General features: G+C 71.4%; 21 protein-coding genes and 1 pseudogene. 12 read left to right on the top strand and 10 right to left on the bottom strand.

Annotation, left to right across the window (positions count from 1 at the left end; genetic code table 11):
* Window positions 1–23 precede the first annotated feature (23 nt).
* A pseudogene (locus AB0M30_RS29545) lies at window positions 24–590 on the top strand (DUF998 domain-containing protein); the annotation flags it as partial.
* A 78-nt stretch (window positions 591–668) separates the two neighbouring features.
* On the opposite strand, the gene AB0M30_RS29540 reads toward AB0M30_RS29545, so the two are convergent.
* A complete protein-coding gene (locus tag AB0M30_RS29540) occupies window positions 669–1697 on the bottom strand; it encodes a D-cysteine desulfhydrase family protein (RefSeq protein ID WP_364590054.1) in 1029 nt (342 codons plus the stop codon).
* A 28-nt stretch (window positions 1698–1725) separates the two neighbouring features.
* Window positions 1726–2283, bottom strand: coding sequence for a dihydrofolate reductase family protein (locus AB0M30_RS29535; protein WP_364590051.1), 558 nt, complete (start codon window positions 2281–2283; stop codon window positions 1726–1728).
* A gap of 128 nt (window positions 2284–2411) precedes the next feature.
* On the opposite strand from AB0M30_RS29535, the gene AB0M30_RS29530 reads away from it, so the two are divergent.
* The 3 genes from AB0M30_RS29530 to AB0M30_RS29520 are packed head-to-tail and all read left to right on the top strand — an operon-like array spanning window position 2412 to window position 5196.
* Window positions 2412–3788, top strand: coding sequence for an amidase (locus AB0M30_RS29530; protein ID WP_364590048.1), 1377 nt, complete (start codon window positions 2412–2414; stop codon window positions 3786–3788).
* Window positions 3755–4330 (top strand): TetR family transcriptional regulator, encoded by a 576-nt coding sequence (locus tag AB0M30_RS29525; RefSeq protein ID WP_364590045.1) that lies wholly within the window; start codon window positions 3755–3757, stop codon window positions 4328–4330. The genes AB0M30_RS29530 and AB0M30_RS29525 overlap by 34 nt, the downstream gene beginning before the upstream one ends.
* Window positions 4330–5196 carry an oxygenase MpaB family protein gene (locus tag AB0M30_RS29520; protein WP_364590042.1) on the top strand — a complete coding sequence of 289 codons (867 nt, stop codon included), beginning with the start codon at window positions 4330–4332 and terminating at the stop codon, window positions 5194–5196. The genes AB0M30_RS29525 and AB0M30_RS29520 overlap by 1 nt, the downstream gene beginning before the upstream one ends.
* A 414-nt stretch (window positions 5197–5610) precedes the next feature.
* Here the strand turns inward: AB0M30_RS29520 and AB0M30_RS29515 are convergent, their stop codons facing one another.
* Window positions 5611–6162: a CGNR zinc finger domain-containing protein gene (locus AB0M30_RS29515; protein WP_364590039.1), complete on the bottom strand. Its 552-nt coding sequence runs from the start codon at window positions 6160–6162 to the stop codon at window positions 5611–5613.
* 54 nt (window positions 6163–6216) lie between these two features.
* On the opposite strand from AB0M30_RS29515, the gene AB0M30_RS29510 reads away from it, so the two are divergent.
* The 5 genes from AB0M30_RS29510 to AB0M30_RS29490 all read left to right on the top strand — a co-directional run bounded on the left by AB0M30_RS29510 (window position 6217) and on the right by AB0M30_RS29490 (window position 10705).
* Window positions 6217–7068 carry an alpha/beta hydrolase gene (locus tag AB0M30_RS29510; RefSeq protein WP_364590036.1) on the top strand — a complete coding sequence of 284 codons (852 nt, stop codon included), beginning with the start codon at window positions 6217–6219 and terminating at the stop codon, window positions 7066–7068.
* A gap of 95 nt (window positions 7069–7163) precedes the next feature.
* On the top strand, window positions 7164–8561 hold the full coding sequence (locus AB0M30_RS29505; RefSeq protein ID WP_364590033.1) for a hypothetical protein: 1398 nt from the start codon (window positions 7164–7166) through the stop codon (window positions 8559–8561).
* Complete coding sequence (locus AB0M30_RS29500; RefSeq protein WP_364590030.1) at window positions 8558–8950, top strand: FixH family protein; 393 nt, start codon at window positions 8558–8560, stop codon at window positions 8948–8950. The genes AB0M30_RS29505 and AB0M30_RS29500 overlap by 4 nt, the downstream gene beginning before the upstream one ends.
* Window positions 8951–8961: 11 nt before the next feature.
* Complete coding sequence (locus AB0M30_RS29495) at window positions 8962–10104, top strand: hypothetical protein (RefSeq protein WP_364590027.1); 1143 nt, start codon at window positions 8962–8964, stop codon at window positions 10102–10104.
* Window positions 10105–10159: 55 nt separating this feature from the next.
* Window positions 10160–10705 (top strand): hypothetical protein, encoded by a 546-nt coding sequence (locus tag AB0M30_RS29490; protein WP_364590123.1) that lies wholly within the window; start codon window positions 10160–10162, stop codon window positions 10703–10705.
* A 111-nt stretch (window positions 10706–10816) separates the two neighbouring features.
* Here the strand turns inward: AB0M30_RS29490 and AB0M30_RS29485 are convergent, their stop codons facing one another.
* On the bottom strand, window positions 10817–11071 hold the full coding sequence (locus AB0M30_RS29485; protein ID WP_103341780.1) for a DUF397 domain-containing protein: 255 nt from the start codon (window positions 11069–11071) through the stop codon (window positions 10817–10819).
* A 473-nt stretch (window positions 11072–11544) separates the two neighbouring features.
* On the opposite strand from AB0M30_RS29485, the gene AB0M30_RS29480 reads away from it, so the two are divergent.
* Entirely contained in the window at window positions 11545–11802 is a 258-nt protein-coding gene (locus tag AB0M30_RS29480; protein WP_360178141.1) for a hypothetical protein, read from the top strand.
* 64 nt (window positions 11803–11866) lie between these two features.
* Here the strand turns inward: AB0M30_RS29480 and AB0M30_RS29475 are convergent, their stop codons facing one another.
* The 4 genes from AB0M30_RS29475 to AB0M30_RS29460 all read right to left on the bottom strand — a co-directional run bounded on the left by AB0M30_RS29475 (window position 11867) and on the right by AB0M30_RS29460 (window position 15107).
* The gene (locus AB0M30_RS29475; protein ID WP_364590024.1) at window positions 11867–12475 is read right to left on the bottom strand and encodes a class I SAM-dependent methyltransferase; all 609 of its coding nucleotides are present in this window, start codon (window positions 12473–12475) and stop codon (window positions 11867–11869) included.
* Entirely contained in the window at window positions 12472–13320 is an 849-nt protein-coding gene (locus AB0M30_RS29470) for an SAM-dependent methyltransferase (protein WP_364590021.1), read from the bottom strand. Before AB0M30_RS29470 ends, AB0M30_RS29475 begins: the two co-directional genes overlap by 4 nt.
* Window positions 13292–14143, bottom strand: coding sequence for an SAM-dependent methyltransferase (locus AB0M30_RS29465; protein WP_364590018.1), 852 nt, complete (start codon window positions 14141–14143; stop codon window positions 13292–13294). The genes AB0M30_RS29470 and AB0M30_RS29465 overlap by 29 nt, the downstream gene beginning before the upstream one ends.
* A gap of 100 nt (window positions 14144–14243) precedes the next feature.
* On the bottom strand, window positions 14244–15107 hold the full coding sequence (locus tag AB0M30_RS29460) for a helix-turn-helix transcriptional regulator (RefSeq protein ID WP_013222333.1): 864 nt from the start codon (window positions 15105–15107) through the stop codon (window positions 14244–14246).
* Window positions 15108–15342: 235 nt separating this feature from the next.
* Here AB0M30_RS29460 and AB0M30_RS29455 point away from each other — a divergent pair, with 235 nt between their 5' ends.
* Window positions 15343–16263: an MBL fold metallo-hydrolase gene (locus tag AB0M30_RS29455; protein WP_364590015.1), complete on the top strand. Its 921-nt coding sequence runs from the start codon at window positions 15343–15345 to the stop codon at window positions 16261–16263.
* An 86-nt stretch (window positions 16264–16349) separates the two neighbouring features.
* Entirely contained in the window at window positions 16350–17789 is a 1440-nt protein-coding gene (gene gndA, locus AB0M30_RS29450; protein ID WP_364590012.1) for an NADP-dependent phosphogluconate dehydrogenase, read from the top strand.
* A gap of 120 nt (window positions 17790–17909) precedes the next feature.
* On the opposite strand, the gene AB0M30_RS29445 is transcribed toward gndA, so the two are convergent.
* Window positions 17910–18647, bottom strand: a complete 738-nt coding sequence (locus AB0M30_RS29445) for a Clp protease N-terminal domain-containing protein (RefSeq protein ID WP_364590009.1) — start codon at window positions 18645–18647, stop codon at window positions 17910–17912.
* A gap of 67 nt (window positions 18648–18714) precedes the next feature.
* On the bottom strand, window positions 18715–19929 hold the full coding sequence (locus AB0M30_RS29440; RefSeq protein WP_364590006.1) for an FAD-dependent oxidoreductase: 1215 nt from the start codon (window positions 19927–19929) through the stop codon (window positions 18715–18717).
* Window positions 19930–19939 lie beyond the last annotated feature (10 nt).

Raw genomic sequence — 19939 nt, 5'->3', positions numbered from 1 at the left:
GCGTTTCCCGAGACCCTGGGCGCATGGGGACAGAAGCGGGGAAGCGGACGAGACCGTGGCGGCTCGTGGCGCTGGGTGCGATCGGGTGGGGCCTGTTCACGGCCGTGGTGCTGCACGTGGTCAGCTCGCGCAACCCGGTGTACGACACGTTGTCGAGCTACACGGTGACCGACCGCGGCGAAGGGCTGCTCGGGGCGAGCGTGCTCTCGCTGGCCATCGGGTCGCTCGCGGTGCTCGGTGCGCTGCAGGTCGCCGGGGTGCCGCTGTCGCGGACGACCCGGCTGCTGCTCGCGTTGTGGGCGCTCGGGATGGCCGCGGCCGCGATCTTCCCGGCCAGCTACCCCGAGGCGCCGGACCCGGTGAGCGGCGAGATCCACCTCTACGCGTGCCTGGTCGCGTTCTGCAGCCTGCCCGGCGCGGCGATCTCGCTGCTGGAGCCGCTGCGGGGACGGCCCGAGCGCGTCGCGCTGGTGCGGGCGATCCGGCTGAGCGCGGGGGCGTTCGCGCTCTTCGCCCTGAGCTTCGTGTTCGTGCGGCTGAGCGAGGCCGGTGTGACGCCGTTCCGCGAGATCTCCGACGCCTTCCCGATCGGCGTCATGCAGCGGCTGCTGCTGCTCGCCGACGTCGTGCTGCTGGGCACGCTGCTGTGGCTGGCGACCCGGCTGGAATCAGCCTTCGACGGCCGCCGCGAATTCGGGCGTGTAGCCGTACAGGCCGGGCATGCCGCCGGTGTGCAGGAACACCACGTGGTCGTCCGGGGCGAAGTGGGCCGCCCATTCGATCAGCGCGGCGGCCACTTTGCCGGTGTAGACCGGATCGAGCACCACGCCCTCGGTGCGACCGAAGAGCCGTAGGGCGTTCCAGACCGCGTCGGTCGGGATGCCGTAACCGGGGCCGAGCGTGGAATCGCCCATTCTCGTGTGGGCGAGCGGCGGCGGCTCCACGCCGAGGAGCTCGGCCGCGCCGTCGACGAGGTCGCGGAGGTTTTCCGTGGCCTCGTCGAGCGGGTGGCTGACGCAGGCGATGCCGACGCCCAGGTTTTTGAGGAGCGCGGTACCCAGCGCGACACCGGCCGCGGTGCCGCCGCTGGCGTGCGGGACGACCAGGTGGGCCCGCTCGATGCCGCGTTCTTCCAGCTGTTTCGCCAGTTCGTGGGTGGCGCGGACGTAGCCGAGAGCGCCGAGGGCGTTGGAGCCGCCGACTGGGATCGTCGCGACCTTCCGGCCCTCGGCGGCGGCTTCGGCGACCAGGCGGTCGTAGGTGCGGCCGGTTTCCTCGCCGTCGGCGCAGACGTGGACGGTCGCGCCGAAGAGCCGGTCGAGGGGCAGGTTGCCGCCGCGTTCGTACGCCTCGCCGTCGCGCGGGACCTTGGCGGTGAGCACGAGTTCGCAGCGCAGGCCGAGCTTCGCGCACGCGGCGGCGGTCTGGCGGCCGTGGTTGGTCTGGAGCGCGCCGAAGGTGAGCACGGTGTCCGCGCCGGCTTCCTTGGCCGCACCCAGGTGGTACTCCAGCTTGCGGAGCTTGTTGCCCCCGGCGCCGAGGGGGTGCACGTCGTCGCGCTTGAGCCAGAGGTTCCGCAGGCCGAGGGCTTCGGCGAGCCGCGGCGCTTCGTGCAGCGGCGTCGGCCAGCCACCCAGGTCGACGCGGGGTACCGCGGCCAGCGCGGCGTCGGGGAATCCGGCGAAGTCGAACGGCATCGGCCCTCCAGGCTCGGCTTTCTAACCACTATAGGGGGTTAAGCACCGCGAAGCGGAGTTCCGTGTGCGGCCCGACTTCACGCACGCCGAGCCGACGCAGCGCGACGCCGTCGAGATCGGGGTCGCCGAACAACGGCAGCCCGGCACCCAGCAGCACCGGAGCGATCTGGACGTGCAACTCGTCGGCCAGCCGGGCCCGCACGGCCTGCCGGACCATGCTCGCGCCGATCACCTTGACCGCCCGGTCCCCCGCGGCCACCTTCGCCTGCTCGACCGCCGACGCGACCCCGTCGGTCACGAAGGTGAAGGTGAGGTGCTCGTCCTGCGCGGGCAGCGTGGCCGGCGGTGTGTGGGTGACGACGAAGATCGGCACCTGGAACTCGTAGTTGCCGACGTACCAGTCCGGGTCCTCGGCCATCGCGAACGTCCGGCGGCCGAGGACGACCGCGCCGGTCTCCTGGATCAGGTCGGTCATCCACTCGCTGCCGTTCGACGCGGCGGGGCCGGACAGCCGGGCCGTGCCGCCGTGGCGGTCGGCGACGAAACCGTCCAGCGACATGCTCATGCCCGCGTGCACCGTGGCCATGGAATCTCCTCACGTAGTCGTTTGACCGGGTAGACGTCCGGGCGGCCGAAAACTCATCGAGGAGTAGCCGGAAACCGTCGGTATCCGGTAACGTTCGTTCGAACGAACGAGAACCTTCGGGGGCCGCCATGACCGCTATGAGCCTCGACTTCACGGGCCTCGCCGCCCAGGCCGCGCGGCTCGCCGCGGGCGACGTCACCTCCGCCGAGCTCACCGCGGCCGCGCTCGGACGCGCCCACGCCAGCCAGGCGACGCTCAACGCGTTCCGCCACCTGCGTGACGACGAGGCCCGCCGCGAAGCCGCCGAGGCCGACCTGCGCCTGGCCGCCGGGGACCGGGCGCCACTGCTCGGCGTGCCGGTCGCGATCAAGGACGACGTCGACCTCACCGGCCTGCCCACGTCCTTCGGCTGCCCCGGCGAATTCCCGTGCGCGACGGCCGACGCGCCCGCGGTCGCGCTGCTGCGCGAGGCCGGAGCTGTGATCATCGGCAAGACGAACACCCCCGAGCTGGGCCAGTGGCCGTTCACCGAGGGCCCGGCCTTCGGCGTGACGCGCAACCCGTGGCACCCCGGCCACACCCCCGGGGGTTCTTCGGGCGGGAGCGCGGCCGCGGTGGCGTCGGGGGTCATCGCGGCCGCGCTCGGGTCCGACGGCGCCGGCTCAGTGCGCATCCCGGCCGCGTGGACCGGGCTCGTCGGCATCAAGCCCCAGCGCGGCCGTATCCCGACCGACGGCGAGCTGTTCCACGGCCTGACCGTGCTCGGCCCGCTGGCCCGCACGACCGAAGACGCCGCCCTGCTGCTCGACGCCGCGGCGGGGACACCCGGGGTGTTCCGCGCGGCCGCCGCGCGCGAGCCGGGGAAGCTGCGGATCGGGCTGTCGACGCGGATCCCGTTCACCGCCACCAAGACCCGGCTCGACCCGGTCGTCGAAGCTTCCGTGCGGCGGCTCGCCGAGTCCCTCGCCGGGCTGGGTCACGAAATCGTCGAGATCGAGCCGGACTACGGGCTGATCGGGCTGACGTTCCTGCCGCGTTCGCTCACCGGCGTCCGCGACTGGACGCTGCGGGTGCCGGACCGCACCGGGCTCGACCCGCGCACGCGCAGCAACGCCGGCCACGGCCGGTTCCTGGCCGGGCCCGCGCTGCGGCTCGCCCGCGCCCTCGAGCCGGGCCTGCACCGGCGGATCGGCTCGGTGTTCGGCCGCGTCGACGTGCTCCTCACCCCGACCACCGCGACCCCGCCGCCGCCGGTCGGCACGTTCGACGGGCTGTCCGGCTGGGAGACCGACCAGGCCATGATCGCCGCCTGCCCGTACGCTTGGCCGTGGAACGTGCTGGGCTGGCCGGGGGTCAACGTCCCGGCCGGGCTCACGGCCGGCGGGCTCCCGCTCGGGGCCCAGCTGCTCGGCCCGTCGCACGCCGAGGAGCGGCTGATTTCGCTTGCCGCGCAACTGGAAGAGGTCGAACGGTGGCCGGAGCGGCATCCCGAGACAAGCTGGTAAGCACCCGGGACGCCATCCTGCGCGGCGCGCTGACCGTCGTCGGCGAACACGGCGTCGGCGGGCTGACGAACCGCCGGATCGTCGCCGCCGCCGGTGTCTCGCTCGGCACGCTGACCTACCACTTCGCGAGCCAGACGGCGTTGCTGCGCGAGGCGATGCTGATGTTCGCCGAGGAGGAGACGGCGAAACTCGGCGCGATCGTCGACGGCTACCGCGCGGCGGGTCTCAGTCTCGAGCAGGCGGCTTCGGTCGTCGAGCACGTCATCGCCCAGCTGCCGTTCGGCGCCGACGAGCTCGGCGCGCACGAGCTGTACCTCCAGTCCGCCCGCGATCCCGAGCTGCACGAAGCTTCTTCGCGCTGCTTCGCGGCGTACGACGAGCTGGCCGTGACGATCCTGGAGGCGTTGGGCGTCCCGGAGCCTGCCCGGCTGGCCGGTCCGGTGGTGGCGCTGATCGCGGGGTTGCAGCTGCGGCGGCTCGCGACCGGCGAGACGGACACCCCGGTGGCCGAGCCCCTGATGATGCTGCTCCGCGGAGCTTGATGGCGCGGCCGGTCGTCCGCGGCACGGCGGCGTGGAAGTACTTCGGCGACTTCCGCGACGCGCTGCTGGCCGAGCAGGTGCTGGTGCTGCAGGTGGCGCACCCGGTCGTCGCGGCGGGCGTGCGGGACCATTCGGACTACGCGGCGGATCCTTGGACGCGGCTCATGCGGACGGTCGCGTCGCTGTCGATCTACGTCTACGGCGGCGAGTCCGGGGCACGGGTGGAGGCCGCCCGGTTGCGTGCGTTGCACCGGACGTTCACGGGCATCTCGGACGGCCGGCGCTACAGCGCGCTCGACCCCGCGGCGTACGCGTGGGTGCACGCGACCCTGGTGAAGGCACCGGTTGACGCACAACGGTTCTTCGGGCGGTCACTGTCCACATCGGAGCTTTCGGAGTATTACGCGCAGATGCGCGACATCGGGCGGGTGCTCGGGGTCCGGGAGCGGGATCTGCCGCGGGATTGGGCGGAATTCGAGCGGTACTACGACGCGATGGTGGCGGGGTTCGGGACGAACGCCACGATCGAAACACTCCTCGAGACGATCCGGACGGTGCCGAAGCCGGTGAAGGGGCTGCCGGATTCGTGGTGGCGCGGCTTGCAGCGGGGGCAGATGTTCTTGGTGCGGGCCACTTTGCCGCCGTCGTTGCGGGAAACGCTTGATCTACAGTGGACGGATGCGGACCAGCGGCGGTTCGAGCGGTTTTCGGGGTGTGTGCGGATCGCGAGCACGCCGATCCCGGCCTGGGTGCGGACGGCGCCCATGCGGTGGGTCGGGAAGCTCAACGTGTGGCTGCGCGCGCACCCGAAGGTGTATCGGGCCTTGGTCCGCGGCGACGGGCCGGGCGCGCAGCCCCGGCTCTGACCGCGGCGGGTCGACCCGCGTGATTGCCGAGCGATCTCGCGTGAACGGAGGGTCATCTCGCGTGATTGAAAGGTCAACTCGCGTGATTGGAGCGCCGACTCGCGTGGCTGAAGGGTCAACTCGCGTGACTGGGCGGGCAACTCGCGTGATTGGGAGCGCAACTCGCGTGATTGGGCAGGCATCTTGCGTGACTTGGCGGGCAACTCGCGTGACTGGGCGGGCAACTCGCGTGACTGGGCGGGCATCTCGCGTGATTGGGGGGTCAACTCGCGTGATTGGGGGGTCAACTCGCGTGACTGGGCGGGCATCTCGCGTGATTGAAGGGTCAACTCACGTGATTAGAGGGTCAACTCGCGTGATTAGAGGGTCAACTCGCGTGATTGGGGGGTCGACACGGCGGTGTCCTCGCGGGCGTTAGTCGCGGGTGAGGGTTCGGGCGTAGTGCGCGCGGGCCTTGGCGCGGTTTCCGCAGCGGGCCATCGAGCACCACTGGCGGTTTCGGCGGGGTGAGGCGTCGCAGAAGCGCTGGCCGCAGTCGTCGGCCGCGCAGATGCGGACTTCCGCGTCGCTCGTGGCGAGGTCGATCGCGTCCGCCGCCAAGGCCGCGAACGCCGCCGCCACCGGGTCCTTCGGGGCCGGGACCTCCCGGCGCAGCACGCCACCCACCAGCGCCAGGCGCGGTGGGGGCGCCGGGGCCGAGGCCGCCGCGTTGTTGACCAGCTCGACGTCCATCCGAGACAGATCCTCCGGCGGCAGCAGCACCCGGTCGATCGCCTCCCGCAGCGCCTTCGCCGCCAGCACGTTGCCCGCCGTCACCGGCACCGGGCCCGTCGTCAACCCGGCCAGCGAAAGCCACTCGGCCAGCGCGTCCGGGCCGGTCAGCAGCTCCACCCCCCCTTCGTGCCGGCTGCGCTTCGTGTTGACGAGGTCGAGGCACGGCCGTCCGCCGTCGAAGACCCATTCCATGACCCTCACTCTAACCCTTGAAGACAGTTAGAAGCAGCGGTACCGTCTAACCCCATGAACCGGTTAGAAAGCATGGCCACCGTGAACGGCATCCGGATGCACTACCGGCGAGCCGGCGACGGCCCGCCGCTGTTCCTGCTCCACGGCTGGCCGCAGACGTCGCACTGCTGGCGCGAGGTCATGGCGCCCCTCGCCGAGACGCACACCGTGATCGCCCCCGACCTGCGCGGCTACGGCCGCAGCGACAAACCCCAGTCCGGCTACGACAAGCGCACGATGGCCGCCGACGTCGCCGCCCTCGCCGACCACCTGGGCTTCGCCAAGACGGCCGTCTCCGGCCACGACCGCGGCGGCCGCGTCGCCCACCGCTGGGCCCTCGACCACCCGGACCAGGTCGACCGCCTCGCCGTGTTCGACATCGTGCCCACCCGCGCGATGTGGCAGCGGCTCGACGTCATCGCGAAGCCGTCCTGGCACTGGCTCTTCCACCTCCAGCCCGACCTGCCGGAACTCCTGGCCGGGCCGAACATCGCCGCCTACCTCGGCTACTTCTTCGAACGGTGGACCTACCAGCGCCACGCGCTCGACGCCCACGCGCAGGCCGAGTACGTCCGCGCCTTCTCCCAGCCGGGCGCGCTCCGGGCCGGTTTCGACGACTACCGCGCCTCCTTCCCCGACGACGCCGAACTCGACGACGCCGACTTCGAAGCCGGAAAGCGCGTCACCCAGCCACTCCTCGCCCTCTGGGGCGCCAACGGCCTGATCGGCACGCTCCCGGCGCTCGAGATCTGGCGGGAGTACGCCGACGACGTCACCGGCGAAGCGCTCGCCGAGTGCGGCCACTTCCTCCCCGAAGAGCAACCCGCCGAAGTGGTCGCCCACCTGCGGAAATTCCTCCGCCCCTGAGACTCCCGGGGCTTGAAGTCCCCCGAACCGGGGACCGGAGTTCCCTCGCCGCCGTGACGCGCGCCACCGGTCCCGCCGGTTAGGTTCGTCCCACAATGGGGAGCAAATCGAAAGCAGCGCTGCTGATACTGCTGGCCGTACTGGGGATCGCGGCCGGCAGCGGCACCGCGCACGCCGACGGCGCACCGGCCGGCGCCGACATCCAGGTCGCCCAGACCCTCGGCGCCCGCGAGCTGACCGTGATCATCCGCCGCGTCGACACGACACCGTCGCCGCTGCGGGTGGACGTCGTGACGCACCAGGGCACCGCGCCCGGCACGCTGCACCTGGCCGTCGCGGCCGGCGGGGTCCCGAGTTCGCGCGCCGACGTGGTCCTCGGCGCCACCCCCGGTGTCTACGCGGGAAATCTCCAAGTCGACAAACCGGGACCGTGGGAACTTTCGCTGGATGATGGCGCCGGGCCAAGAGCCACCATCCCGTTCATCGTGCCCGCGCGGGTGGTGCCGCCGTGGGAGAAGGCGACCTACGGTGGCTTCGTCGCCGCCGGCGCGTTCCTGCTCATCGCCCTGCTCGTCGGGGTGCGGGCCCGGCGGACCGCGTACGCGCTCATCCCGGGCGCCGGCGTGGTCGCCGCGCTCGCCGTCGCCGTCACCGGCGCGCTGCTGTCGGCGAGCACTCCCCCGCCGCCCGCGCCCGGCAGTCAGCTGGACCCGACGTTCGACAACGTCACCGATCCGTACGCGAACGCGCGGCTGTCCACAGTGGATTACTCACGACCGCCGGTGAACCTCGCCGTCGAAGCCCGGCAGGGCGACCTGAAGCTGCGGCTCACCGACGGCGCCACCGGCCGCCCGGTCGACGACCTGCTGGTCCACGACAACGCGCTCGTGCATCTGGTACTGGTCTCGCCGTCCGGCCGGCTGAGCCACCTGCACCCGGTGCGCGTCGGCCCCGGCGACTACCGGGTCCGCCTCGCCGATCCGGAAGCGGGCACGTACGCCGTCGCCGCGGAACTGGCCCGACGCGGCGGCGGGGTCCAGCTCGCCCGGTCCACTGTGGACATGAAGGGCAGCGCGGCTCCCGCACCCGAACCACCTGGGCCCGGACCGCGGACCATCGACGGCACCCCGGTCGACCTCACGATCAGCCCGGGGACGCCCACCACCATCACCGCGCACTTCCCCGCCCAGGACCTCCAGCCGTGGCTGGGCATGCTCGGCCACCTGATCGTCACCGGGCCGTTCACCGGCCCCGCCGGCGAAGGCGCCGCCAAGGCCCCGACGTGGGCGCACGTCCACGCGATGGTCCCGCCGGTCGCGGGCCAGCTCGACCGTCCTGATGAGACGGTCGCCGCGTACGGCCCGGACGTCAGCTTCACCTACACCTTCGCCGAGCCCGGCCGGTACCGGATCTGGCTGCAGGCCGAACGCGGTTATCAGGTGCTCACCGTCCCCGCCGTGGTCGACGTCCCGACGACAGGAGCCGCCCGATGAAACGCCCGACGTTGCTGATCGCCCTCGTCGCGCTGGTCGCCGCGGCCGGTGCCGCCTGGTTGCTGTGGGGCGGCAAGGGCGCGGACTCCACCACGCAGCAGGCGGTTTCGGGCCCGTACACCGTCCAGTTCTCCGCGGACCAGCCACGCATCGGCGGCAACACGTTCGCGGTGGCGGTGGCCGGGCCCGCGCCCGAAGCCGTCACGGTCGCGCCGGTCATGGCGCAGATGGGGCACGCGCTCGCGCCGGTGCCCGCCGGGCCGGACGGGCCCGGCCACTTCCGCGCCGCGGACGTCGGGCTGCCGATGGCCGGGCAGTGGGAGATCACCGTTTCGCTGCGCGGACCCGGCGGGCCCGCGCAGGTCGTCTTTCCCGTGTTGGTCAAGTAGAAGGAGGGGGAATGGATCTCACCGCATCCGGCGTGCGCAGCACGTCGGTGACGAAACAGGCGCGAACGGGGTTGCTGCCGGCGAACGTCGTGCTCGGCGGGTCCCTGCTGTCGCTGGTCGGGCTCACCTGGGACATCCAGTGGCACGACGACGTCGGGCCGGACACGTTCTTCACGCTGCCGCACCTGTTCCTGTACGCGGGCAGCGCGGTCGTCGGCCTGGCGAGCCTCGCCGTCGTGCTGCTGACGACGGCGGCGCGGCGCGCGGGACGGCCGGTCGACCCGCGGATCGGCGGCCGCGTGGTCAACGTGTTCGGCCGGACGTTCGCGGCCCCGCTGGGCTACCTGGTCTCCGGGGTCGGCGCGGCGACGTTCCTGCTGTACGGCCTGTGGGACCAGTGGTGGCACGGACTCTACGGCTTCGACGCGGTCATCGACTCGCCGCCGCACATCGGGCTGCTGCTGTCGATCACGGTGTCGCTCATCGGCACGACCGCGGTGTTCGCCGCGGCGCGTGAGCACCGCTGGGGCCGGCTCGGCACGCTGGCGTCGCTGACCGTGCTGCTCACCTTCGGGCCGGTGCTGGCGCTCGGGTTGCAGCAGGTGCCGGACGACTACGCCGACGCCGTCGCGATCGGGACGGCGATGATGGCGGTGCTGCTGGTCGCCGTGGGGGCCGGGTTCTTCCGCCGTCCGGGCGGCGCGGTGGGCACCGCGGCGCTGGTCGCGGTCGTGCAGGCGGTGTTCTGGTGGTTCTCGCCGTGGGCCGCGCAGGCGTACGCCGACCTGGTCGGCCTGCCGATGCGGGACGCGGTTTCCGGTGTGCCGGCGATGCCGTCGCTGACGCCGATGGCGCTGCTGCCGGTGGCCGCGCTGATGGAACTGGTGTACCTCGCCGGCCGGCGCCGGGGGTGGCGCCCGGGCCGGGTGTCCGTGGTCGCCGGTGGGATCGCCGGGCTGCTGCTCGGCCTGAGCCTGCCGGTCCAGCGCTTCCTGCTCTACACCGGCGCGCACCTGCCGCCGGCCTGGTACCTGATGACGACCGCCGTGCTCAGCGCGGCGCTGGGGCTGCTCGGCGGGTTCGCCGGGTGGCGGTTCGGCGGGATGCTCTGCCTGCTGGCGCCCGCGAAGAAGGGGGAAACCGCTGATGCGTAAGACAATGTCATCCGGAGCTCCGCTCCGGCCGGGGGCTCCGCCACCCGGAACCCCCATAAGGCGGGTTGTGCTGGCCTTGGCCGCTGTAGCCGGACTGCTGTTCGCCACCGCGGCACCGGCGAACGCCTACGAGCCGGTCAACATCGTGCACACCGAACGGGTGCAGGCCGGGCCGTACGGGCTAACCGTCGGGTTCAGCACCTGGCCGCTGAAAGCCATGCAGTCGCTGGACTTCACCTTCATCCCCGACGGCGGGATCGAGGGCAAGTCCGGCACGCTCACCATGGTCAACCCGGAAGGCGGGCAGAACCGGAAGCAGCCGCTGGTCCGGCACCCGCGCAAACTCGACGTGTGGGGCCTCGACGTCCGCTCGATGCCGCGGCCGGGTGACTGGACGTTCCGCTTCGCGGTCAACGGCCCCGCCGGCTCCGGCACCGGCGAGCTGCGCGCGCTGCCGGTGCTGGAACAGCCGGGGCCGCCGATGGGCCTGAGCTGGGCGATCAGCACGCTGCCGCTGATCGGCCTGGTGGTGCTCATCGTGGTGGCCTGGCGCCGGACCCGCGGCCGGCTGCGCGGCGGGGAGCTTCCGGCAATCGGGTGAGATTCCCCTCACATTGAGCGTCCGGACGTATTCGGGCGGTCGCGAAGGCCTCCTTCACCGTAGAGAGCGGGGAAGGGGGCCTTCACCATTTGTCTTCCGCGGCACGGGCGATCAAGCGGGCAGGTCGAACTGCCCGGCCTTGACGGCGATCAGGAACGCTTCCCACTCGGCGGTGTCGAACACGAAGACGGGGCTGGTCGCGAGCTTGGTGTCGCGGACGCCGATCAGGCCTTCGGAGCCCAGGTTGACCTCGACGCAGCTGCCGCCGTTGGGCTCGCTGGCGAACGACTTCTCCCAGGCGGCCTCTTCGAACAGGGTCACGGCCGTGTTCGGATCGTAATCCGCGAACGACGGATAATCCGCCATGGGTCGTACCTCCGAGGATCGTTGGGCGGCGCGGTCGTGACCTGGTCGAAGGCACCCGCTCCCGGCTACTCAGTGTCTCAATGGAGCAAGCCACAGGGCCAAGCGGGTGATCAACTGAGTACGGCCTCGACATGAAGATTATTCCAGGAGTAGGATTAATCGCATCGGCCGGGGCGCTGGTGTCGGTGAATGACTGCCTGCTCGCGGCGGGCGGTCGTCGAGACGGGCCGAAGTGTTCGCACGACCAGCGCCGGAACCAAACCAAAGCCAAGCCATCGCAGGACCTCATGGGGGAGGAACAGCGTGATCGTCGAGGACAGTGCGCCACCCGGCGCGCTCGCCGTGACCAGGCTCGCCGTCTTCGGACGCGCAGCCGCCACGGCCGCGACCGAGCTGGTCCGGACCAGAGGTGCGGAAGCGTTTTCCCACCAGGGCGCCGAAGCACCGCGACGAGAGTTGGGGGTGTAGACGACATGGCCGTCCGGGTGAACTCGCTCTTCTGCCGCGAGGACGAAGAACACCGTGGCCGCCGGGGCATCGGGAACGAACTGCGGAACCGCTTCGGCTTCAGCCTGATCCAGGCGCCGCTTCGCAAGACCACGACCTGGGCGACGGACCAGGACCTCCCGCTGCGGCGCCACGCCGACGGGGTTCGCACGACCCGCCCGCTGGAAGCCGCGATCGACCTGACGCCGCTGATGCGCGGCGGCCGCATCGGTTCGCGCGCCTGAACCGCCGTACCAGCACGAAACAGCCCCGGCTCCCTGACGGAACCGGGGCTCTTTTCGTTCGTGGCTACGGTTTCCGGAGCAACAGGCAGCCGTGCCGCATCGGGCGCTCCCCCGCGCCCGGCTCGCGGTACACCCGGCCCACCTCCAGGAGCCCCGCCGCGGCGGCGAATCCGGCCAGTTCGTCCAGCGGCCAGCTGTAGGCCGTCGTCACCTTGTGGTCGAACGGCGTCAGCGGGCCGCCGCCGGATTCGAAGCACCCCAACAGAACGTGACCGCCGGACGCCGACATTCGGGCGAATTCCGCGAAGTAGCCCGGCACCTCCACCGGCGGCGTGTGGATCAGCGAGTACCACGACAGGATCCCGGCGAGCGACGCGTCCGGGAGGTCCAGCGCCGCCATCGAGCCCACCTCGAACCGCAGGTCCGGATGGGCGGCCCGGGCGAGCGAGATCATCGCCGGGGACAGGTCGACGCCGAACGCGTCGAGCCCCAGCGAACGCAGGTGCGCCGTCAGGTGGCCGGGGCCGCAGCCCAGGTCGGCGACCGGGCCGCGCCCGCGGACGGAATCCGCGAACGCCGCCCACACCGCCCGCTCCAGCGCGTGCTTGTCCCAGGCCTCGGCGGCGAATTCCGCGTACTGGACGGCGATAGCGTCGTAGGCGGCCGCCGTCACGGCTTGCGGCCGAGGCCGCAGAGGTGGCCGACGAACGCCGGGTCGTTCGCGAGCTTCCTGGTCGCCCGGGACTCGATCTCCTCCGGGTGCCACTCCGGCAGGTAGACGATGCCCGGCTCGACCAGCTCCAGCCCCTCGAAGAACGACGTGAACTCCGCGCGCGTGCGCAGGTGCAGCGGCGTGCTGGACTGGTTGTACTGCTTCATGATCTTCTCGCGGCTGTCCGCGTCGGCCATCTCCTCCAAGCCGTCGCTCGTCAGGTGCGAGGACAGGAAGTACGAGCCGGCCGGCAGCAGCGACAGGTACTTCCGGATGGTCTCGGCCACCGGCTCGTCGGCGCCGAGGAAGTACAGGACGCCGACCATGATCAGGCCGATCGGGCGGTTCGGGTCGAGGACGCCGGTGTCGAGCGCGCGCTTCCAGATGTCGGCCGGGTCGCGCAGGTCGCCCTGCAGCACCGCGTGCCGGCCCGCGACACCCTCCTGCTCCAGCAGGATCTGGGAGTGGGCGACCGCGACCGGCTCGTTGTCGACGTACACGCACCGCGCGTCCGGGTTCACGTCCGTGGCGACCTCGTGGACGTTGCCGACCGTCGGGACGCCGGAGCCGAGGTCGAGGAACTGGTCGATACCGTTGCGCGCCAGGTACCGCACCCCGCGGCCGAGGAAGTCGCGGCCGGCGCGCGCGACGGTCTTGATCATCGGGAACGTCTTGACCGCCTGCTCCCCGAACTGGCGGTCGATGGCCCAGTTGGCGTCGCCGCCGAGGAACCAGTCGTAGATGCGGGCCGCGTTCGGCCGGTCGAGGTCCACGCCTTCAGGGGCTTCGGGGTCCTGCGTCGTCATTGCGTCCTCCAGGCTTGCGGCCGACACCGCCGACCACGCTCGCGAGGGGGACCGTGGCGGCGCCGGGCTCCGGGCGCCACTCTCCCACAGGCACGATCCCGGGCTCGACGACGTCGAAGGTACCGAAGAACGCGGCGATCTCGTCGAGGGACCGGGAAACCGCGGGCGAGCTCGACCGTTCGGACAGCTTCACGAGTTTCCGGATCTGCTCCAGCTCTTCGCCTTCGACGCCGGATTCGGTCGCGTGCGAAAGCACGTACGCAGACCCCGGCGCCAGGAGCGTCCGGTAGTCGCGGATGGCTTGGCGGACGCCGGTGACGTCCGGCAGGAAGTGCAGCACCGCCACGGTCAGCAGGCAGATCGGCCGGTCCGGGTCGAGCACGCCGGTGGCGAGCGCGGCTTCCCAGACTTCTTCGGCGTCCCGCAGGTCGGCGTGCAGCACGGCGTGGCGCTCGGGGTCGCCGGCTTCGTCGAGCAGCATCCGCCCGTGCGCGACGGCCACGGGTTCGTGGTCGACGTAGACGCACCGGCTGTCGTCGGCGTAGTCGTCGGCGACCTCGTGCACGTTGCCCGCGGTCGGGATGCCGGAGCCGAGGTCGAGGAACTGCGTGATGCCCTCGGCGAGGCAGTAGCGCACGGCCCGGCCGAGGAAGTCCCGGTTGCCGCGGGCGAGGGCCTTCGCCAGCGGGAACGCCTGCACCGCCTGCTCGCCGTACTGCCGGTCGATCGCCCAATTCGCGGTGCCGCCCAGGGCCCAGTCGTAGATCCGCGCGATGTTCGGGCGGTCGAGATCGATGACATCGGGAAGGAAGTCGGGGTCCACGACGTCCCCTTCGGGCGGCACTTCCGGTGGATTCGGGCGCAACAGAGTGACTCTACCGAAAGTTGTTCACGGCCCGGGACAGTTCAGGCCGCCATTCGCCCTATTGGAGCTGCTGCATCTGGGCGCGGTAACCCTCCGCGAGCTCCTTCAGGAACTGCCGGGTCTCCTGCCGCTCCAGCGCCGCTCCACGCAGCCGGTCCCACGAGTCGACGAAGATGTTGAAGTCCTTGACGTCGTCGAGGTACAGCCCGCCGGCGGAGTGCTCGATGTAGACGAAGTCGCGCGTGCGGTCCGGGAACCGCATGATCGTGAAGTCGTTGGGCACCGCGGCCAGCCGCGCGCCGAACGGCAGTACGTGCACGTAGACCCGCGGGTGCTTCTCCAGGGAGAGCAAGTGCTCGACCTGGTCGAGCATCACCGCGGGCGCGTACCCGCCGGGTGCCCGCCGCAGCGCGCCTTCGCTGATGATGAAGCGGTAGTAGGGCGGCTGCTGCTGCTCGAACACCGCCTTGCGGTCGAGCCGGTTGCGGACCAGCGACGTCACGTCCGTCGCGCCGGCCTCGGTGAACTGCTTGAGCATGTAGTGCTCGGACTGCAGCGGGCCCGGGATGCGCTCACCGTGCCAGGTGAGGATCTCCGCGGCCGCGGGTTCCAGGTCGGTGAAGGTGCGGAACCAGTGCGGCACCACCGAGCGGTAGCCGGACCAGTGGCCGCGCTGCCCGGCGGCGGCCCGCGCCAGGTTCATCAGCGTGTCGGCTTCTTCGCCGTTGATCCCGAATGCGTTCAGCATGGATCGCACATCCCCGAGCTTCACCCCGACGGCACCGGACTCGATCTTGTTGACCTTGCCCTGGGTGCAGCCGAGGACCTCGGCGACCTGCTGCTGTGTCATCCGCGCCGCGGTGCGGGCATGCCGGAGCTCGTTCCCGAGCTGCTTCCGGCGCGAGGTGACGGTGCTGGCCATCGCCCTGCTCTCCCGGACCACTACCAAGCGACGACGGCCACCGGCCGCCGTCGCACGCGAACTATCGAACCCACCCAGGTTAGTGCTTCACCTTGCGGATCTCGATGATGACACCGCGCAGCGTTCCAGGAAACGCCGCAGAATGCCAGTCACCTGCGCTATCACTCGCCTGGACCAGTGAAATTCCGAATTATTCCGCCAACCGGCGGAGCCCCGTCTCGGGCATAGTGGCCGCGTGACCGATCGCTCCCCCTCCGCCGCCGCCGTCACCCGGCTGGCCGACCAGGTCCACGGCTACGTCCAGCCGGACGGCTCCTGGTACATCAACAACTGCGGGTTCGTCGACGCCGGCGACCACACCGTGCTGATCGACACCTGCTCGACCGAGCAGCGCACGCGCGCGCTGCTGGAGACGGTCGAAGCCGCGACCGGCGGCCCGGTGACGACGCTGGTGAACACCCACCACCACGGTGATCACACCAACGGCAACTACCTGGTCGCGGGCGCGACGATCATCGGCCACCGCAAGACGCGCGAGCTGATGGTCGCGGAGGGCATCCAGACGTTCGACGGCATCTTCGTCGGCAACGACTGGGGCGAGCTCGAGTCGCGGCCGCCGGAGGTCGTGTTCGACGACCGGCTGACCGTGCACGCCGGCGACGTCACCCTCGAGCTGATCCACCCCGGCCACGCGGCCCACACGACCAACGACGTGCTCGTCTGGCTGCCGGAGCAGCGCGTGCTCTACGCCGGTGACCTGGTGTTCCACGGCGGCAGTCCGTTCGCGCTGATGGGTTCCTTGGCCGGCTGGCGCGCCGGGCTCGACGTGATCCGCGAACTCGAGCCGGAGGTGATCCTGCCCGGCCACGGTGGCCCGTGCGGGCTCGACGTGGTGGACACCGTCGACCGGTACCTCGCCTTCGTCCAGCAGACCGCCGAGCGCGGGAAGGCTGCCGGGCTGTCGCCGCTGGAGGCCGCGAAGGAAGCCGACCTCGGCGAGTTCGCGTCGCTGAGCGAGCAGGAGCGGCTGCCGGGGAACCTGCACCGGGCGTACGCCGAGCTGGACGGCGCCGAGTGGGGTGCGCAGATCGACCTGGTCGCGGCCATCACGGACATGCTCGCCTACAACAAAGGCCCGATCCGCTGCTTCTCCTGAACTGAGTGAGCTGCTCCTCCGTGGCCTCCCTTGAGGCGTCGATCGGACTAGGGTCTGAATCGAGAGAGTTCTTCGGAAGGATTCGGATGAGCAAGAAGGCGAGCATCGGGGTCACCGGCCTGGCGGTCATGGGCCGCAACCTGGCCCGGAACCTGGCCCGGCACGGCCACACGGTGGCCCTGCACAACCGGTCCGAGGAGCGGACCCGCGCGCTGGTGGAGCAGTTCGGCGACGAGGGCGACTTCATCCCGGCGTACTCCGCGCAGGACTTCGTCGACGCGCTGGAGCGGCCCCGCCAGGTCGTGATCATGGTCAAGGCGGGCGGCCCGACGGACGCCGTCATCGAGGAGTTCGCGCCGCTGCTCGAAGAGGGCGACGTGATCATCGACGCCGGCAACGCGCACTTCGCCGACACGCGCCGCCGCGAGAAGGCGCTGCGCGAGCGTGGCCTGCACTTCGTCGGCAGCGGCGTCTCCGGCGGCGAGGAAGGCGCGCTGCACGGGCCGAGCATCATGCCCGGCGGCTCGAAGGAGTCGTACGAGTCGCTCGGCCCGCTGTTCGAGGACATCTCGGCGAAGGTCGACGGCGAGCCGTGCTGCACGCACATCGGCGCGGACGGCGCCGGCCACTTCGTCAAGATGGTGCACAACGGCATCGAGTACGCCGACATGCAGCTGATCGCGGAGTCGTTCGACCTGCTCCGGCACGCGGGCGGTTACGCACCCGCCGAGATCGCCGACGTGTTCCGCACGTGGAACACCGGACGGCTGGACTCGTACCTGATCGAGATCACCGCCGACGTGCTGGCCCACGTCGACAAGGCGACCGGCAAGCCGTTCGTCGACGTCGTCGAGGACGCCGCCGAGCAGAAGGGCACCGGCCGCTGGACGGTGCAGATCGGCCTCGACCTGGGTGTCCCGATCTCGGGCATCGCCGAAGCCGTCTTCGCGCGTTCGCTGTCCGGGTCCAAGTCGCTGCGGGCGGCGGCCCGCGGTCTCGGCGGTCCTTCGGCCGCCCCGCTGTCGGGTGCCTCGCTGGAGCGCTTCGCCGACGACGTCGAGCAGGCGCTGTACGCGTCGAAGGTCGTCGCTTACGCCCAGGGCTTCAACCAGATCCAGGCGGGCGCGACCGAGTACGGCTGGGACATCGACCTGGGCAAGGTCGCCTCGATCTGGCGCGGCGGCTGCATCATCCGCGCGAAGTTCCTCAACGACATCACCGCGGCCTACGCCGACGAGCCGGAGCTGCCGACGCTGCTCACCTCGGGCGGCTTCCGCAAGGCGGTCGAGGACGCGCAGGACTCGTGGCGCTCGGTGATCTCGACGGCGGTCAAGCTCGGCATCCCGACGCCGGGCTTCTCGACGGCGCTGGCCTACTACGACGGCCTCCGCGCGGACCGGCTGCCGGCCGCGCTGGTGCAGGGCCAGCGCGACTTCTTCGGTGCCCACACCTACCGCCGGGTGGACCGGGAAGGCTCGTTCCACACGGCCTGGGCCGCCGACGGCCGCCCGGAGTCCGACGCCTGACGCGACGCGCGGGCCCTCACCTCGGCGAGGGCCCGCGCGGCCGGGAAGACCCCCTGGTCCTTCCCGATCAGAGCAGCGTCACGAGGACCACCGCGAGCACGATGGCCCACCAGAGCGGTCTCACTGCCCCCGGGCGGCGAGGATCTCCGCCAGCACCTCCACGATCTTCGCCTCGGCCTTGTCCTTCTTGACGCCGAGGCCGTCGAGCACCTCGAAGCCGGTGCCCTCGCCCTGTTCCAGCAGCGCCAGCAGCAGGTGCTCGGTGCCGATGTAGTTGTGCCCGAGCCGCAGGCCTTCGCGCATGGTCAGCTCGAGGGTCTTCTTCGCGGCGGCGGAGAAGGGAACCACGTTCGGCATCGGATCGATCGGCTCGGGCAGGCGCGCTTCGGCGGCTTCGCGAACGGCGTCCAGCGAGACGCCTTGGGCCAGGATCGCCCCGGCCGCCAGCGCGGCGGGCTCGGTCAGCAACCCCAGCACGATGTGCACGGTGTCGATCTCCGGGCTGGCGTGGTCGACCGCCGCCTTCTGCGCCTCGACGACGACGTGCCGGGCCCGGTCGGTGTAGCGGCCGTAGAGGCGCTCGATGGCGCCGCTCGGGTCGCCGCCGGGATCGACCTTCGGCACGAACCGCTTCTGGGCCGCCTGCTTCGTGACGCCCATGCTGGCGCCGATCTCGGTCCAGGACGCCCCGGACCGCCGGGCCTGGTCGACGAAGTGGCCGATCAGGTGGTCCGCGACTTCGCCGAGGTGCTGACCCACGTACACCGCGTCGGTCAGCTGGGCGAGGGCGTCCTGGTCGTGGTTGCTCTTGATGGCGTTGATGAGGTCGTCGAGCTTGATGTTGGTCGGCAAGGTCATGTCGTCAACTGTAGGTTGACGATCTGCTTGCGTCAACCACGGGTTGACGATCTTAGGCCTGCGCGCGTCACGCCGCTCGCGACTTCAGATGCGCCTTGAGGTCGAAGGCGCTGGCCTCGAGATCGGCGTAGGCGGGCTTCGGCTCGGCGGTGAACAGGCGGCGGGCGGCGATGTGGTCCGCGGGCCGGTTCACCGACTCGACGGCGATGAGGACGTCGTCGCGGAAGGACAGCACGGAGAACTTGCCCGCGGCCCGGTCGCCCACGACCACCGTCCGGCCCGCGCCCGAAAGAATGCCGGCGATCTGCAGCTTGGCGCCCGCCTGGTCGGTCCAGAACCAGGGCAGGCTGGCGTACGGCTCGGCGGTGCCGGTGATCGCCGCGGCCACGCAGCGGGCCTGGTCGACGGCGTTCTGCACCGACTCGAGCCGGGTCTCGGCGCCGGCCTGCACGCACGGGAAGTTGGCGCAGTCGCCGATGGCGAAGATCCGCTCGTCCGCCGTCCGCAGGTGGGCGTCGACCACCACGCCGTTGCGCACCGGCAGCCCGGCGGCCTCGGCGAGCGTGGTCTCGGGCACCACCCCGACGGCGACGACCACCAGGTCGGCGGGCAGCCGGGTGCCGTCGGCCAGCTCGACTTCCCGTACCCGCGAGTCGCCGTGCATGGCCGCGACACCCTGGCCGAGCAGCACCGTGTGCCCGGCGTCGCGGTGCAGGTCGGCGAAGTACGCGGAGATCTCCGGCGTCGCGACGCGGTTGAGGAGGCGGTCCTGCGCCTCGACGATCGTCACCGGGCGGCCGGCGTGCGAGGCGAACTCCAGGCCGATGAACCCACCGCCCGCGACGACGACGTTCTCCGCTCGGGCGAGGGACTCCCGGAGCCGGTCGGCGTCGTCGCGGGTGCGCAGGGTCAGCACGCCCGGCAGATCCGCGCCGGGCACGGGCAGCGTCCGGTTGCGGGCGCCGGTGGCCAGGACGAGGTGGTCGTAGTCCAGCTCGCGGCCGTCCTCGAGCTCGGCTTTCCGCGCCGCCCGGTCGAGCCGCCCGACGCGGCCGGCGACCAGCTCGATGTCCTTCTCGGCGAAGAAGTCTTCACCGCGCAGGTGCAGCTGTTCGAGCCCGGCGGTCCCGGCGAGGTAGGCCTTCGACAGCGGCGGCCGCTGGTACGGCACGCCCGGCTCGTCCCCGACCAGCACGATCCGGCCGGCGAAGCCCCGGTCCCGCAGCGAAGCCACGGCCTGGAACCCGCTCTGACCGGCACCGACGACGAGCACGGTCGTCATTCGTTCTCCT

It is taken from the genome of Amycolatopsis sp. NPDC051716 (genome assembly GCF_040681595.1).
GTDB lineage: Bacteria > Actinomycetota > Actinomycetes > Mycobacteriales > Pseudonocardiaceae > Amycolatopsis.
This window is presented reverse-complemented; position numbering and strand designations above follow the sequence as displayed.

What these genes read in the sequence shown, in the direction of transcription:
- AB0M30_RS29535 (WP_364590051.1), bottom strand. Translation starts at nt 2,283, where the DNA reads ATGGCCACGGTGCACGCGGGCATGAGCATGTCGCTGGACGGTTTCGTC.
- AB0M30_RS29500 (WP_364590030.1), top strand. Translation starts at nt 8,558, where the DNA reads ATGAAACGCCCGACGTTGCTGATCGCCCTCGTCGCGCTGGTCGCCGCG.
- AB0M30_RS29510 (WP_364590036.1), top strand. Translation starts at nt 6,217, where the DNA reads ATGAACCGGTTAGAAAGCATGGCCACCGTGAACGGCATCCGGATGCAC.
- AB0M30_RS29485 (WP_103341780.1), bottom strand. Translation starts at nt 11,071, where the DNA reads ATGGCGGATTATCCGTCGTTCGCGGATTACGATCCGAACACGGCCGTG.
- AB0M30_RS29440 (WP_364590006.1), bottom strand. Translation starts at nt 19,929, where the DNA reads ATGACGACCGTGCTCGTCGTCGGTGCCGGTCAGAGCGGGTTCCAGGCC.
- AB0M30_RS29460 (WP_013222333.1), bottom strand. Translation starts at nt 15,107, where the DNA reads ATGGCCAGCACCGTCACCTCGCGCCGGAAGCAGCTCGGGAACGAGCTC.
- AB0M30_RS29470 (WP_364590021.1), bottom strand. Translation starts at nt 13,320, where the DNA reads ATGACGACGCAGGACCCCGAAGCCCCTGAAGGCGTGGACCTCGACCGG.
- AB0M30_RS29445 (WP_364590009.1), bottom strand. Translation starts at nt 18,647, where the DNA reads ATGACCTTGCCGACCAACATCAAGCTCGACGACCTCATCAACGCCATC.
- AB0M30_RS29515 (WP_364590039.1), bottom strand. Translation starts at nt 6,162, where the DNA reads ATGGAATGGGTCTTCGACGGCGGACGGCCGTGCCTCGACCTCGTCAAC.
- gndA (WP_364590012.1), top strand. Translation starts at nt 16,350, where the DNA reads ATGAGCAAGAAGGCGAGCATCGGGGTCACCGGCCTGGCGGTCATGGGC.
- AB0M30_RS29530 (WP_364590048.1), top strand. Translation starts at nt 2,412, where the DNA reads ATGACCGCTATGAGCCTCGACTTCACGGGCCTCGCCGCCCAGGCCGCG.
- AB0M30_RS29540 (WP_364590054.1), bottom strand. Translation starts at nt 1,697, where the DNA reads ATGCCGTTCGACTTCGCCGGATTCCCCGACGCCGCGCTGGCCGCGGTA.
- AB0M30_RS29505 (WP_364590033.1), top strand. Translation starts at nt 7,164, where the DNA reads ATGGGGAGCAAATCGAAAGCAGCGCTGCTGATACTGCTGGCCGTACTG.
- AB0M30_RS29520 (WP_364590042.1), top strand. Translation starts at nt 4,330, where the DNA reads ATGGCGCGGCCGGTCGTCCGCGGCACGGCGGCGTGGAAGTACTTCGGC.
- AB0M30_RS29495 (WP_364590027.1), top strand. Translation starts at nt 8,962, where the DNA reads ATGGATCTCACCGCATCCGGCGTGCGCAGCACGTCGGTGACGAAACAG.
- AB0M30_RS29480 (WP_360178141.1), top strand. Translation starts at nt 11,545, where the DNA reads ATGGCCGTCCGGGTGAACTCGCTCTTCTGCCGCGAGGACGAAGAACAC.